The sequence below is a fragment of the Mesorhizobium sp. WSM4833 genome (assembly GCF_055811095.1).
In genome coordinates, this window is record NZ_JBVVQG010000006.1 from 55051 (window position 1) to 67988 (window position 12938).

The 12938-nt window shown below is 63.2% G+C and carries 13 protein-coding genes; 9 read left to right on the forward strand and 4 right to left on the reverse strand.

All coding sequences use genetic code 11. From position 1 onward, the window contains the following. The first annotated feature begins 63 nt into the window (after positions 1-63). From AC0L2D_RS13295 to AC0L2D_RS13305, 3 genes are read left to right on the forward strand one after another with little or no spacing between them, the layout of a single operon-like run. A complete protein-coding gene (locus AC0L2D_RS13295; protein ID WP_473541282.1) occupies positions 64-939 on the forward strand; it encodes an alpha/beta fold hydrolase in 876 nt (291 codons plus the stop codon). Between the two features lie 57 nt (positions 940-996). Continuing rightward, positions 997-1323: an antibiotic biosynthesis monooxygenase family protein gene (locus tag AC0L2D_RS13300; protein ID WP_024504825.1), complete on the forward strand. Its 327-nt coding sequence runs from the start codon at positions 997-999 to the stop codon at positions 1321-1323. A 10-nt stretch (positions 1324-1333) separates the two neighbouring features. Beyond that, positions 1334-1585 (forward strand): hypothetical protein, encoded by a 252-nt coding sequence (locus AC0L2D_RS13305; protein ID WP_473541284.1) that lies wholly within the window; start codon positions 1334-1336, stop codon positions 1583-1585. Between the two features lie 73 nt (positions 1586-1658). On the opposite strand, the gene mutL is transcribed toward AC0L2D_RS13305, so the two are convergent. Both mutL and AC0L2D_RS13315 read right to left on the reverse strand, forming a co-directional pair. Then, entirely contained in the window at positions 1659-3533 is a 1875-nt protein-coding gene (gene mutL, locus AC0L2D_RS13310; RefSeq protein WP_473541286.1) for a DNA mismatch repair endonuclease MutL, read from the reverse strand. A 74-nt stretch (positions 3534-3607) separates the two neighbouring features. After that, positions 3608-4510: a LysR substrate-binding domain-containing protein gene (locus tag AC0L2D_RS13315; protein WP_013532333.1), complete on the reverse strand. Its 903-nt coding sequence runs from the start codon at positions 4508-4510 to the stop codon at positions 3608-3610. A gap of 90 nt (positions 4511-4600) precedes the next feature. Between AC0L2D_RS13315 and AC0L2D_RS13320 the strand changes: the two genes are divergently transcribed. The 4 genes from AC0L2D_RS13320 to AC0L2D_RS13335 all read left to right on the forward strand — a co-directional run bounded on the left by AC0L2D_RS13320 (position 4601) and on the right by AC0L2D_RS13335 (position 9035). Next, positions 4601-6151, forward strand: a complete 1551-nt coding sequence (locus AC0L2D_RS13320; protein WP_013532332.1) for a trimethylamine methyltransferase family protein — start codon at positions 4601-4603, stop codon at positions 6149-6151. Positions 6152-6193: 42 nt separating this feature from the next. After that, positions 6194-7843 (forward strand): ABC transporter substrate-binding protein, encoded by a 1650-nt coding sequence (locus AC0L2D_RS13325; RefSeq protein WP_024504821.1) that lies wholly within the window; start codon positions 6194-6196, stop codon positions 7841-7843. A 96-nt stretch (positions 7844-7939) separates the two neighbouring features. Then, positions 7940-8419 carry a DUF3828 domain-containing protein gene (locus tag AC0L2D_RS13330; RefSeq protein ID WP_027163240.1) on the forward strand — a complete coding sequence of 160 codons (480 nt, stop codon included), beginning with the start codon at positions 7940-7942 and terminating at the stop codon, positions 8417-8419. Positions 8420-8423: 4 nt separating this feature from the next. Further along, on the forward strand, positions 8424-9035 hold the full coding sequence (locus AC0L2D_RS13335; protein WP_013532329.1) for a YqhG/Tai3 family protein: 612 nt from the start codon (positions 8424-8426) through the stop codon (positions 9033-9035). 9 nt (positions 9036-9044) lie between these two features. Here the strand turns inward: AC0L2D_RS13335 and queF are convergent, their stop codons facing one another. Beyond that, positions 9045-9506 (reverse strand): preQ(1) synthase, encoded by a 462-nt coding sequence (queF, locus tag AC0L2D_RS13340; protein ID WP_063171865.1) that lies wholly within the window; start codon positions 9504-9506, stop codon positions 9045-9047. Positions 9507-9607: 101 nt separating this feature from the next. Between queF and AC0L2D_RS13345 the strand changes: the two genes are divergently transcribed. Further along, positions 9608-11653 (forward strand): oxidoreductase, encoded by a 2046-nt coding sequence (locus tag AC0L2D_RS13345; RefSeq protein WP_473541289.1) that lies wholly within the window; start codon positions 9608-9610, stop codon positions 11651-11653. Between the two features lie 143 nt (positions 11654-11796). On the opposite strand, the gene AC0L2D_RS13350 is transcribed toward AC0L2D_RS13345, so the two are convergent. Next, a complete protein-coding gene (locus AC0L2D_RS13350; protein ID WP_013532327.1) occupies positions 11797-12204 on the reverse strand; it encodes a hypothetical protein in 408 nt (135 codons plus the stop codon). A 115-nt stretch (positions 12205-12319) separates the two neighbouring features. Between AC0L2D_RS13350 and AC0L2D_RS13355 the strand changes: the two genes are divergently transcribed. Beyond that, positions 12320-12748 carry a MarR family winged helix-turn-helix transcriptional regulator gene (locus AC0L2D_RS13355; RefSeq protein ID WP_013532326.1) on the forward strand — a complete coding sequence of 143 codons (429 nt, stop codon included), beginning with the start codon at positions 12320-12322 and terminating at the stop codon, positions 12746-12748. The last annotated feature ends 190 nt before the right edge of the window (positions 12749-12938 follow it).

The following is a 12938-nucleotide window of genomic DNA, read 5'->3' on the forward strand; positions in this document are numbered from 1 at the left end:
CCCCATTCGGAACGATCCCTCGATCAAACGCGTTTAGCCGATGTTTGTTCGACGGAGGTCCGAATGCCGGGTGCAACGGCGCACCGACGCATGCAACTGGATGATCTATCCATTTTTTATCGCGAGGCAGGGCCGTTAGAAGCACCTGTCTTGCTCTTGCTGCACGGCTATCCCTGCTCTTCGTTCCAATTCCGCCGACTGATGCCGGCGCTCGCCGACCGCTGGCGGACGATTGCATTCGATTGGCCTGGCTTCGGATACAGCGGCACACCCGATCCGGCCACCTTCGGCTATGATTTCGACGCCTATTGCGACGTGCTTTCCAAGCTTGCCGATAAATTCGGTCTCCAACGCTACGCCTTGTGGCTGCACGATTATGGCTCGCAGATAGGACTCCGGCATGCGATCTCGCACCCGGAGCGGATCAGCGCCCTCATCATCCAGAACGGCGACATCTACGAGGACGTGCTTGGACCCAAATACGCCACGATCAAGGCCTGGTGGACCGACAAGACGCCCGGCAAGCACCGTCCGCTCGAGGCTGCGGTAAGTGAGGACGGGTTCCGGGCCGAGTTCATCGGGGAAGTGGCTGACGACGTCGCCATGCGCGTGCCGCCCGATCTCTGGAATCTTCACTGGCCACTGATGAACACGCCGGTTCGTCGGCAGATCGCCGTCGGTCTGATGGAGAAGCTGGAAGCCAATCTCACCTGGTTTCCGCGCTACCAGGCTTATTTGCGTGAACACCATCCACCCACGCTGATCCTTTGGGGGCCAGAGGATGGCTATATGCCCGCGGCGTCGGCAAGGGCCTATCATCGCGATCTGCCCGATGCGGAACTGCATCTGATCGAAGGGGCGGGTCATTGGCTGCTCGAGACACATTTCGACGACGCGCTGGCGCTGGTCCGCGATTTCCTGGCTGGTGTTCACGGCTGATCACAATTGGCGTCCGCTATGCCCAGTTTGCTGTGCGCCTGACTGAAGGAGAACCTCATGCCGACCACACCGACCATCGCGCGCATCTGGCGCGGTCGCACCCGCCGCGACATCGCCGACGCCTATGAGCCATACCTGCGTGCCGAGGGTATTCCACCCCTCGAGAAGACGGCGCTTGGCGTCCAATTGCTGCGCGAGGACCGTGATGCCGAGACGTGGTTCACAACCATCTCGTATTGGGCCGACATGCAAGCGATGACCGCCTTTACCAAAGGCGAACCGACCAAAGTCCATCATCTGGACCGCGATGCCGAGTTCCTGATCGAGCTGCCGGAGCGGATCGAAATCCATCGGATACTTGTCGATCGTCGGGGACTGCGCTGAGCGCCCATCGGTGGTTCGCAACCTCTTCTTCTTCGCGGTGATGTCGCTGATCTGGGGGCTGACCTGGGCCGCGATCAAGCTCGGTCTCAATGACGCGCCTCCGCGCCTGCTGGCGGCTGCACGCTATTTGCTGACCGCTTTGGCGGCAGGAGCCTGGCTTTTCGGCGAGGCGGTCGGCTGGGCTGAAATCACCGGTGCGATCCTCCTGCTGGCGGCGGCTGCGATCGCGCTACTCGGACTGCTGGGCGAAAATCGCGGGTGACCACATTGTCGGCCGGCCTCCTTGACCTGCCGACCTCGAGCGGCGAAGCGATAGGCCCGCAATCCGTCCGCAGCTATCGCCGTCCGAAAAGCCGTTCGATATCCGCCAGCTTGAGTTCGATATAAGTGGGGCGGCCGTGGTTGCAGGTGCCGGAGCCGGGCGTCGCCTCCATCTGCCGCAGCAGCGCGTTCATCTCCTCGGCCTTGAGCAGGCGGCCGGAGCGCACAGAGCCGTGGCACGCCATGGTCGCGGCTATTTTGTCCAGCCGCTCCTTCAGCGTGTCGACCGTGTCGTTGTCGGCGATCTCGTCGGCGAGGTCGCGCACCAATTGCTGGACATTGGCCTCGCCCAGCATCGACGGCGTCTCGCGCACCGCGACAGCGCCGGGGCCAAAGCGCTCGATGCCGAGACCGAAGCGGGCCAGCGTTTCCGAATGCAGCGCAAGCCGCTCCGCATCCTCCTCCGGCAGGTCGATGATCTCGGGCAGAAGCAGCATCTGCGAGGGCACCGGGCGCGAATGCAGCGCATTCTTCAGCGCCTCGTAGACCAGCCGTTCATGCGCCGCATGCTGGTCGACGATGATGAGCGAATCCCTGGTCTGGGCGACGATGTAGTTCTCATGCACCTGGGCGCGCGCCGCGCCCAGCACCGCGCCGAGCAACGTCTCGGCCGCTTCATCCTGCCCTGCGCGTGCATCGGCGCTGGCAAGCGGACCGGCATCGAAAGCCGCTTGCTCGCTTTCTCGCAAGCCGCGCTGCTCGAAGCCCGCACCATCGAAACCCATATCGAGCGGCCGCTGCGGCGATCGGGCAGGATCGAAGCCGGACGGGCCCGACGCGCGGTAGGCCGCGTCGTAGCTGCGGTGGCCGTTTGCCGGTCCGCCGTGGCCGTAGGATGCGGCCCCTGGCCGGAACGCCGCCATCATGCCGGCGGCACCCGTGGTGGCGGCGCGGACGCCGGCATCGGCCAGTGCTTGCCTGATTGCGCCGACGATCAGCCCGCGCACAAGGCCGGGATCGCGGAAGCGCACATCGGCCTTGGCTGGATGGACATTGACGTCGACGATGGCCGGATCGAGCGTCAGGAACAGTACCGTCACCGCGTGGCGGTCGCGCGGCAGGACGTCGGCATAGGCGCCGCGTATGGCGCCGGCGATCAGCTTGTCGCGCACTGGGCGGCCGTTCACATAGGCATATTGCTGCAGCGCGTTGGCGCGGGTGAAGGACGGGATCGACGCGTGGCCCGTCAGATGCACGCCATCGCGCATCGCGTCGAGGGCAATGGAATTGTCGGGAAAGTCGGCGCCCATCACCTGGGCGACACGACGCAGGCTGCCTTCCGCGCTGTCGTCCGCCGCCGGCAATTCCAGCGTCGAGCGGTCCGAGCCGGCCAGCGTGAAGCGCACGGCGGGGAAGGCGATGGCGATGCGCTTGACCACATCGCTGGTGGCCGAGCTTTCGGCGCGTTCGCCCTTCATGAACTTCAATCGGGCCGGCGTTGCGAAGAACAGGTCGCGCACCTCGACCGTGGTGCCGCGATTGGCCGCCGCCGGCCTGACAGGCAGGACGCGGCCACCCTCGATGCCGATCTCGGCGGCGCTGTCGCTTGCTGCCGTGCGCGAGCGGATCGAAAGTCGCGACACCGAGCCGATCGACGGCAGCGCTTCGCCGCGGAAGCCCAGCGAGCGAATGTCGTTGATATCCTCGGTGAGCTTGGAGGTGCAGTGACGTGCGATCGCCAGCGCCAGCTCCCGTTCGGGAATGCCGGAGCCGTCATCGGTGACGCGGATCAGGTTCAGCCCGCCGCCCGATGTGACGATCTCGACGCGCGAAGCACCGGCATCGAGCGCATTCTCGACCAGTTCCTTGACCACGCTCGCCGGACGCTCGATGACTTCGCCGGCGGCGATCTGGTTGATCATCGTTTCGGAAAGCTGGCGGATGGGCATGGCGGCACTATAGGCGGATTCGCGTCGCGCGGGAGGGGCAGAATTGCGCCAGCGGTGGATCAGTGGAAAACGACTTATGCCTGCGCCGCCAGCCAGTCGCGCACCTTGCGGGCGTTGTCGCTGAGCTCCCGGTTCTTCGGCCAGACGACATAGAAGGCCTTGCCGGTCTTCAGCACATGATCCGTCACCGGCACCAGCAGGCCCGACGCCAGCAGCCGCTCGGCGAGGTGCCGCCAGCCGAGCGCGATGCCTTGGCCTTCCATGACACCCTGGATCACCAGGCCGTAGTCGTTGATGCGCAGGCCGCGCGCGGTATCGCTGAGATTGGCGCCCGCCGACTGGAACCATTCGTCCCAACTGGCCGCCTCGCGATACGGCTCCTCCAGATGGATGAGGCGGTGCGTGGCCAGTTCGGCAGCGGATCTGGGCAGGCCGAACTTTGCCGCATAGCTGGTGCCGGCGACGGGAAATATCTCCTCGTCAGCCAGCGGCAACGAATGATAGTCCGGCCAGTCCCGCGGCGCGCCGCCGCGCACGCCGAGGGGAATGCCTTCCGCGATGATGTCGAGGTCGCGGTCGGCGGTCTGGATACGCAGGTCGATGCCCGGCAGCTCGTCACGGAACTGCTGCAGGCGCGGCATCATCCAGAACGAACCGAACGCGGTCGAGGCGGCCAGCGTGACATGACCGCCGGTCGCCTGCAGGCGCAGATCCTCCGCCGATTTGCGGATGTGCGAAAGGCCGAGCGAGACGTCGGCATGGAAGCGCTCGCCGGCCTCGGTCAGGAGCACCTGGCGGTGGCGGCGCTGGAACAGCTTGGCGCCGAGCTGTTCTTCCAGTCCGCGCACGGCATAGGAGACGGCGGCCTGCGTCATGCCCAGCTCGCGCCCGGCGGCGGTGAAGCTCGACAGCCGCCCGGCCGCCTCGAAGACGATCAGGCTGCCGGCCGAAGGCAGAAGGTGGCGCAAGCTTCGCATAAGCTGAGCTTATACAAGAGATCAGGATTTTCCAGCGTCACATCACCATTTTGTCGCGCTAGGCTCCTTCATGAGTGGAATGGAGTTGCCATGAACGCACCGGCCCCCGAAGTGACCGAACATGCCAACCGCCGCAGTGGCGGCCGCCTGGGGCGCAAGGCCCTGCGCGGAGCTCCCGTAACGTCGTTCCCGACGCTGGTCCGCCAGATCCCCGTCTACCAGATGGTCCCGGATGAGGCGGTCGAACTGATCCACGAGGAGTCGCTCTTGATCCTCGAAGAGGTGGGATGCGAGTTCCGCGACGACGAGGCGATCGCACTGTGGAAGGCGGCGGGCGCGGATGTCTCGGAAACCCGTGTGCGGATCGACCGGGCCCTGCTGATGGAACTGGTGTCGAAGGTCCCGTCGGAGTTCACGCTCAATGCGAGGAATCCGCAGCGCACGGTGCGGGTGGGCGGCAACAACACCATCTTCGTGCCGATGTATGGCGCGCCCTATGTTCGCGATCTCGACAACAACAGGCGTTACGGCACGCTCGCCGACCTCAACAATTTTCACAAGCTCGCCTACATGGCGCCGGCGCTGCATTCATCGAGTTCGGTCATTTGCGAGCCGATGGAAATCGCGGTACCGAAGCGTCACCTCCACATCATCCATTCCGCGCTTAAGCATTCCGATAAGCCGTTCATGGGCATCGTCACGTCCAAGGAGCGGGCGGAAGACACGATGGCGATGGCAGGCATCGTGTTCGGAGAGGATTACGTCCGCGACAATCCGGTCCTGGTGTCGATCACCAACTGCAATTCGCCGCTGGTGTGGGACGCCACCATGCTGGACGCGATGAAGGTCTATGCGCGAAGCAACCAGCCGCTGATCCTCGCACCCTTTGCACTGTGCGGCGCCTCGACTTCGGCGTCCGCCGTGGGCGCTGTGGCACAGGTCAATGCGGAAGCGCTGGCGGGCGTCGCCTTCACGCAACTGCTGCGCCCAGGCTCGCCGCAGATCTACGGACAGTTCATGGTCACGGTGGACATGAAGACCGGTGCTCCGATGGGCGGCACGCCCGAGGCGGCGCAGATGATGTATCTGATGGGAGCGCTGGCGCGGAAATACCGGCTGCCGTGGCGCACCTCCGGCTTCCATGTCGGGTCGAAGCTCAACGACGCCCAGGCTGGTTACGAGGCGAACATGCTGATGCATGCCGCCATCCTCGCCGGCGCCAACTACATCTGGCACTCCGCCGGATGGCTCGAGGCCGGCCTGACCTGCGGCTATTCGAAATTCGCCACCGACTGCGAACAGCTCATCGGCTGGTACAAATATGCCGGCGGCCTGCCGTTCGACGATTTCAAGGAAGCCATGGCGGCAATCCGCGAGGTGGGACCGCAGGGCCATTTCCTCGGTACCCAGCACACGCTCGAACATTTCGAATCCGCCTTCTTCATGCCCTCGATCATGGACTTCAATTCGTTCGAACAGTGGAAGGCAGAAGGGGCGAAGGACCACGACACGCGCGGCCGCGAGAAGGCGCGCAACATGCTGGCGGATTACGAGGAGCCGAAACTCGACGAAGGCATCGCCGATGGCCTGATGGATTTCATCGCGCGGCGCGAGGAGAGGCTGCCGGACAGCGTCAGTTGAGGCGAAGAACCAAGATCAAAGGGAACCAGACGGGAGAAAAAAATGGCATTCTTCAGAAGCAGTGGCGATCGCGTGCCGAGCGCTATCGAGGCAATGGCTGTCGAAGCACGCGCGGGTCGTGTCGACCGGCGCGAGTTCCTGGCGCTGGCAAGCGCCTTCGGCGCATCGACGGCTCTTGCCTATGGCATGATCGGCCTTGCCGTGCCGGATCGGGCCTTGGCCGAAGAGCCGAAGAAAGGCGGAACGCTGCGCGTCTCGATGTCGGTGAAGGGACAGAAGGATCCGCGCACTTACGACTGGGTGGAACTGGCGAACATTTCGCGCTGCTGGCTGGAGCCGCTTGTCCGCTATACCAGGCAATTCACCTTCGAGCCGGTCCTGCTCGAAAGCTGGGATATCAACGACGACGCCACCGAATACGTGCTGCATGTGCGCAAGGGCATCACGTGGAACAATGGCGATGCCTTCAACGCCGATGACGTCGCTCACAATCTGACCCGCTGGTGCGAGAAGAATGTCGCCGGCAATTCCATGGCCGCCCGGGTCGGCGCGCTGATCGACGCAAAGACCGGCAAGGCCAGGGATGGCGCGATCACCAAGGTCGACGACAATACGGTCAAGCTGAAGCTAAGCGAACCAGACATTTCACTGATCCCGAATTTCACCGACTATCCGGCGCTCGTCGTCCATCGCAGCTTCGATGCCGACGGTGCCGATCCGATCAAGAAGCCGATCGGCACGGGACCGTTCGAACTTGTCTCCTACGATGTCGGCCAGAAGGCGGTCGTCAAGCGTCGTGAGAATGGCAAATGGTGGGGTGGTGAGGCGCCGCTCGACAGCGTCGAGTTCGTCGACTACGGCACCGATTTCAACGCCACCGTGAACGCGTTCGAATCCGGTGAGATCGACCTCAATTTCGAGTCGCCCGCCGACTTCATCGACATTCTCGACAAGATGGATCTGGTGAAATCGGAGGTGGCGACGGCGACGACGCTGGTTGCCCGCACCAACATCACCCACAAGCCCTATGACGACAAGCGGGTGCGCAACGCCCTGCAAATGGCCGTCGACAACAATGCGGTCCTCGAACTCGGTTATGCCGGGCGAGGCACCCCTGGTGAAAACCACCACGTCGCCCCGATCCATCCGGAATACTATGCGCTGCCCAAGAAGACACGCGACGCCGCCGGCGCCAAGAAGCTGATGGCGGAAGCCGGACAGGCCGACTTCGAGCATGAGCTGATCACCATCGAGGACGATTGGCAGAAGAATACCGGCGACGCCATTGCCGGCCAGTTGCGCGATGCCGGGATCAAGGTGAAGCGCACGGTGCTGCCGGGTTCGACCTTCTGGAACGACTGGACGAAATATCCCTATTCGATGACGATCTGGTACATGCGCCCGCTTGGCGTGCAGGTGCTGGCGCTCGGCTATCGCACCGGCGAGGCCTGGAATGAATCGGCATATTCCAACCCCGATTTCGATGCCAAGCTCAAGCAGGCGCTTTCGCTCATCGACGTGGAGAAACGACGCGAGGTCATGAAGGATGTCGAGCAGATCCTGCAGGATTCGGGCGTCATTATTCAGCCCTTCTGGCAGAAGCTCTACAGCCACATGAACAAGAAGGTGAAGAACTATGGTGTCCACCAGACATTCGAGATGGACCTTCAGAACGTCTGGCTGGACGGCTGAAACAAGGTGCTGCGGGACTTCATGAGCCGCAAAAAAGCCGATATGCAGGATACGTGGTGTTGATAGGCTCAAGCCGTCAAAAGCCGGAGATTCTGCATGCGACTGACAGTGATCGTTGCCGCCCTTTCGATAGCCCTGCCGGCCGGAGCCGTCGCCGGACCGGCGTCCGACGCGGTGAAGTTCTTCTATGCCCCGGCGGTCAAGTTCGAGGCCGACGAACAATATCGGGACCGGTTCACCGAACCGGTCACGAAACTGTTCGACCTGAACGACCAGGCAACGAAAAAGAACCCGGACCAGGTCGCCTGCATCGATTTCGATCCTGGTCTCGACGCTCAGGATTTCGATCAGAAAACCGTCTCGAAAACGCTGAAACTGTCTGAGAAGCAGGATGGCGACAACGCACAGGTCACGGCATCCTTCAGCCTGTTTCCGGAAGGCGATGATTCCAAACGTGAAATGCTCTGGTCGCTCAAGAAGATCGACGGCAAGTGGAAGATATCGGACATCGCTTCCAAAACCAGCGACTGGACGCTCAGCGCGCTGGAATGCATGGCCGGCCAGACGCCGGAGTGAAGCGATGGCCCACCGCCGGTTCGTGGCACTGTCGGGTGTGTGCCTGCTGGCGGCTCTGAGCGGCGCCGCCGCGCAAGGCTTGTTGGGTGCGCCGCCGGCAAACGCCCCGGCCGACACCCAGCCGAGCGACAGCGCTGCACCGCCCGCAAATGCGCCGGGCGGAGCGGCAGAACCGGCCACGCCGCCGGTTGGATGGTCGCCGGCCGAAGCCGCGCCCGCCGCACCGATCCAGCCGGGCTCGCCGACCGCCGTTGTGCGGCCGTTTTACGATCAGGTCGGGCTGGAGATCGATCCGGCCGAGCGAAGCCATTTCATCGATCCAGCCAAAACCGTGCTCGACAAGAGCGATGCCTTGCGCAAATCCGGGCAGGGCGAGTGCCTCGACCCCAACATGGCGCTCGACAATGCCGATTACGACAAGGCCGAGATCGACAAGAGCCTGAAGACGCTCGAGGCGATCAACGGTGACCAGGCCAAGGTCATCGTCGCCTTCGTCATATCGGGCAACCCGCACCGGCTGGAATGGAAATTCAAGAAGGTCGATGGCGACTGGAAGATCACGGACCTGTTGTCGGTGACCGGCGAATGGGCACTCAGCCAATATCAGTGCGAATGATGGGCGAGCTCAACCCCGCCCGCGATAGGGCGCCACCCCGGTGTCGGGGAGCCAGGCGCCTTCCGGCGGAGCGCCGGTTTGCCAGAACACATCGATCGGAATGCCGCCGCGTGGATACCAATAGCCGCCTATGCGCAACCACAGCGGCTTGGTTGCCGCCACGATGCGGCGGCCGATCATGACGGTGCAGTCTTCATGGAAGGCGCCATGGTTGCGAAACGAGGTCATGAACAGCTTGAGCGACTTCGATTCCACCAGAGCCGCATCGGGTGCGTAGTCGATGACGATATGGGCGAAGTCCGGTTGGCCGGTGACCGGGCACAGCGAGGTGAATTCCGGGCAGGTGAAGCGCACGATCGCCGGCGGCCCGTCGCCGCGCGAAAACGGTACGGTCTCCAGGACCGCTGCTTCGGGGCTCTGTGGCGTCTCGACGTGGGTGCCGAGCTGGGTGAGTGTTTTGGTGTCGATCATGGGCTCAATCCTTGTCGCATGTGCCCGGAGTGCGTTCGGGACGACATGCTTGAAAACGAATTTTGCCGCTCATTAGCACAATTTGAAACCGCAGGAAGACGATGACCTCCAACGATCCGCTTCTCCAGCCCTACCAGCTCAAACATCTGACGCTGAAGAACCGGGTCATGTCGACCAGCCATGAGCCGGCCTATTCCGAGGACGGCATGCCGAAACAGCGATACCGGCTCTACCATGCCGAGAAGGCTAGGGGAGGCATGGCGCTGACCATGACCGCCGGCTCGGCGATCGTCTCGCGCGACAGCCCGGCCGCTTTCGGCAATCTGCATGTCTATGACGACAGGATCGTGCCGTGGCTGGCCGAGCTCGCCGATGCCTGCCACGAGCACGACTGCAAGGTGATGATCCAGATCACCCATCTCGGGCGCCGCACCGGCTGGAACAAGGCCGACTGGCTGCCGGTGCTCTCGGCCTCGCCGGTGCGTGAGCCGGCGCATCGCGCATTCCCGAAAACGATCGAGGACTGGGACATCGAGCGCATCGTCGCCGACTATGCTTCGGCCGCCCAGCGCTGTCAGGCCGCCGGACTGGACGGCATCGAGTTCGAATCCTACGGCCATCTGATGGACGGCTTCTGGTCGCCGGCCACCAACCATCGCGACGACGAATTCGGCGGCTCGCTCGACAACCGCCTGCGCTTCACCAACATGGTGCTTGATGCCGTGCGTGCGTCGGTCGGCGAGAAATTCGTCGTCGGCATCCGCATGGTCGCTGACGAAGATTTCGAAAAAGGCCTGTCCAAACAGGAGGGCATCGAGATCGCCGGGCGGCTGGCCAATTCCGGCAAGGTCGATTTCCTCAACATCATCCGCGGCTCGATCGAAAGCGACGCGGCGCTGACCAAGGTCATACCGGTGGCCGGTATGCGCTCGTCGCCGCATCTCGATTTCGCCGGAGAGGTGAGGGCGGCGACGAAATTCCCGACCTTCCACGCGGCGCGCATATCCGACGTGGCCACCGCACGCCACGCCATTGCCACCGGCAAGCTCGACATGGTCGGCATGACCCGCGCCCATATCGCCGATCCGCACATCATCAAAAAGGTGATGGAGGGCCGCGAGCATGAGATCCGCCCGTGCGTGGGCGCCACCTATTGTCTCGACCGCATTTATGAGGGCGGCGAAGCGCTTTGCGTCCACAATGCCGCGACTGGCCGCGAGGCCGAAATCCCGCATATCATCGTCAAGACCGAAGGACCGAAGCAGAAAATCGTGGTCATCGGAGCCGGCGCCGGCGGGCTGGAGGTTGCGCGGGTCGCAGCCGAGCGCGGCCACAAGGTGACGGTGCTTGAAGCATCGAGCCAGGCCGGCGGCCAAATTCGACTGGCGACGCAGAATCCGCGCCGCAAGGAGCTGATCGGTATCATCGACTGGCGGCTGGCTGAACTCGCCCGGCTCGGCGTCGAGATCCGCTACGACACCTGGGCGGAGAAGGACGATGTTCTGGCGCTGTCACCCGACGTGGTGGTGGTCGCCACCGGCGGCCTGCCGCAGAACCCGCCGCTGACGGCCGGCGACAATCTTGTCACCTCAAGCTGGGACATCATGGCCGGCAGCGTCAAGCCGGCCGAAAATGTACTGCTCTATGACGACAATGGCGGCCATCAGGGCATGGGCGCCGCCGAACTGATCGCCAATGCCGGCTCGAAACTCGAACTTGTCTCGCCCGAACGTTTCTTTGCCCCGGAAATGGGCGGCATGAACCATGTGCCGTATATGCGCGCCTTTCAGGAAAAGGGCGTCACCATCACCATCAACACGCGGCTGCGTTCGGTGCGCCGCGAGGGCAACCAACTGGTCGCCGAACTGGCATCGGATTTCGCCGATGGCTGGCGCGGCGAGCGCAGGGTCGACCAGGTGGTGGTCGAGCACGGTACGTTGCCGCTCGATGATCTCTATCTCTCGCTGAAGCCGCTGTCGAAGAATGGCGGTGCGGTCGACTACGAACGGCTGGTGAGCGGTGGCGACATCTTCCCCAAGCGCAATCCAGAAGGCGGCTTTGTACTGTTCCGCATCGGCGACGCGGTCGCCTCGCGCAACATCCATGCCGCCATCTACGACGGCATCAGGTTCGGCTTGCGGATCTGAAATTGGGCGTTGCGAGGATCGGTGGCGCGCGGCCGGACCTGCGTACGAGAGCCCATGTACTTCGGTCTGGCCGCGCGCCCGCACGTCATTGGCTCGTCGCCAGACAACGTACGATTCTGTGAGGGTGTGCCGCGTGGCGGCGTTCAAAACATTCTGGCGGTGGCCATGCACAGCACTGTCAGCACCAACAGCCCCCCGGCAATGCGCTCGCCTCTTGTCATCTTCGCGCGCAACTGCCTTTCCGTTGCCGCATCGGCACCGGCAAGCTGCCTGCTGGCTGAGCCCACCAGCGCGCCTTGCACGCCGGCGGCGATCAGGGCCGTCACGATGCCCAGCGCCAGCACCTTCTCCATCGAGCCGAAAACACCCTCGTGAAAGAAATACCAGAGCAGTATGCCGGTCAGGAAAACCAGGCCGGCAGCGCCCATTTGCGGCCGGAAGAACCGTTCCGCCCGGATGTCCGGGTCACGGCCGACCGCGATGGTCGTGCCCGCCCAGAATACGCCTGCCATGACATGAAGACCGATAACGACGATGTAGACATACTGCATGACCGGATTTCCTCTTTAGCCCGCCATCTCTAGATGATTAGATATCGAACGGTTAGATGTCAATATAAAAGTCGTGCCAGTTCCATCCGTGCATGACACCGTCTAGGGTCCTGCAATGACACCCTTTGACCGCCCGCCAGTCGGCATGAATCTCGGACGAACCGCCAAGCTGGTTGCCCAGGCCTTCGATGCTGCCCTGGTCGAGGCTGGAGGTACATTGCCGATCTGGCTCACGCTGCTATCGGTCAAGTCGAGCAACCTTGCCAACCAGCGCGAGCTTGCCGGCATGATCGGTATCCAGGGCGCGACGCTGACCCATCATCTCAACGCCATGGAGGCGCAGGGCCTGCTGATGCGCCGCCGCGACCCCGTCAACCGCCGGGTTCATCTGGTCGAATTGACCGAGGCCGGAGAAGCGATGTTCGAGACACTGCGAAAGGCCGCGCTCGTCTTCGACAAGCGGCTGCGAGTGGGATTGACCGACGAGCGTCTGGCGGAGTTCGCGCAGGTGCTGGCTGTGTTGCGGGGCAATGTCGGGGGATAGAACCCGACGGACCAAGAATTTCCTTGGACTGGACTTCCCTCATCACATTTGTAACGTTCCATTGTCCGGCTGATCCTGGTGGGGAGAGGTCAGGCTCAACTCTTCTGCAAAATCTGTGCAAGAATACCGAAGCCGCTGGCTTCGGCAGCGAGAAGTCGCCGGAAAACCTAACAACGTTCGGGGGGACAAG

What these genes read in the sequence shown, in the direction of transcription:
- AC0L2D_RS13295 (WP_473541282.1), top strand. Translation starts at nt 64, where the DNA reads ATGCCGGGTGCAACGGCGCACCGACGCATGCAACTGGATGATCTATCC.
- AC0L2D_RS13300 (WP_024504825.1), top strand. Translation starts at nt 997, where the DNA reads ATGCCGACCACACCGACCATCGCGCGCATCTGGCGCGGTCGCACCCGC.
- mutL (WP_473541286.1), bottom strand. Translation starts at nt 3,533, where the DNA reads ATGCCCATCCGCCAGCTTTCCGAAACGATGATCAACCAGATCGCCGCC.
- AC0L2D_RS13315 (WP_013532333.1), bottom strand. Translation starts at nt 4,510, where the DNA reads ATGCGAAGCTTGCGCCACCTTCTGCCTTCGGCCGGCAGCCTGATCGTC.
- AC0L2D_RS13320 (WP_013532332.1), top strand. Translation starts at nt 4,601, where the DNA reads ATGAACGCACCGGCCCCCGAAGTGACCGAACATGCCAACCGCCGCAGT.
- AC0L2D_RS13325 (WP_024504821.1), top strand. Translation starts at nt 6,194, where the DNA reads ATGGCATTCTTCAGAAGCAGTGGCGATCGCGTGCCGAGCGCTATCGAG.
- AC0L2D_RS13330 (WP_027163240.1), top strand. Translation starts at nt 7,940, where the DNA reads ATGCGACTGACAGTGATCGTTGCCGCCCTTTCGATAGCCCTGCCGGCC.
- AC0L2D_RS13335 (WP_013532329.1), top strand. Translation starts at nt 8,424, where the DNA reads ATGGCCCACCGCCGGTTCGTGGCACTGTCGGGTGTGTGCCTGCTGGCG.
- queF (WP_063171865.1), bottom strand. Translation starts at nt 9,506, where the DNA reads ATGATCGACACCAAAACACTCACCCAGCTCGGCACCCACGTCGAGACG.
- AC0L2D_RS13345 (WP_473541289.1), top strand. Translation starts at nt 9,608, where the DNA reads ATGACCTCCAACGATCCGCTTCTCCAGCCCTACCAGCTCAAACATCTG.
- AC0L2D_RS13350 (WP_013532327.1), bottom strand. Translation starts at nt 12,204, where the DNA reads ATGCAGTATGTCTACATCGTCGTTATCGGTCTTCATGTCATGGCAGGC.
- AC0L2D_RS13355 (WP_013532326.1), top strand. Translation starts at nt 12,320, where the DNA reads ATGACACCCTTTGACCGCCCGCCAGTCGGCATGAATCTCGGACGAACC.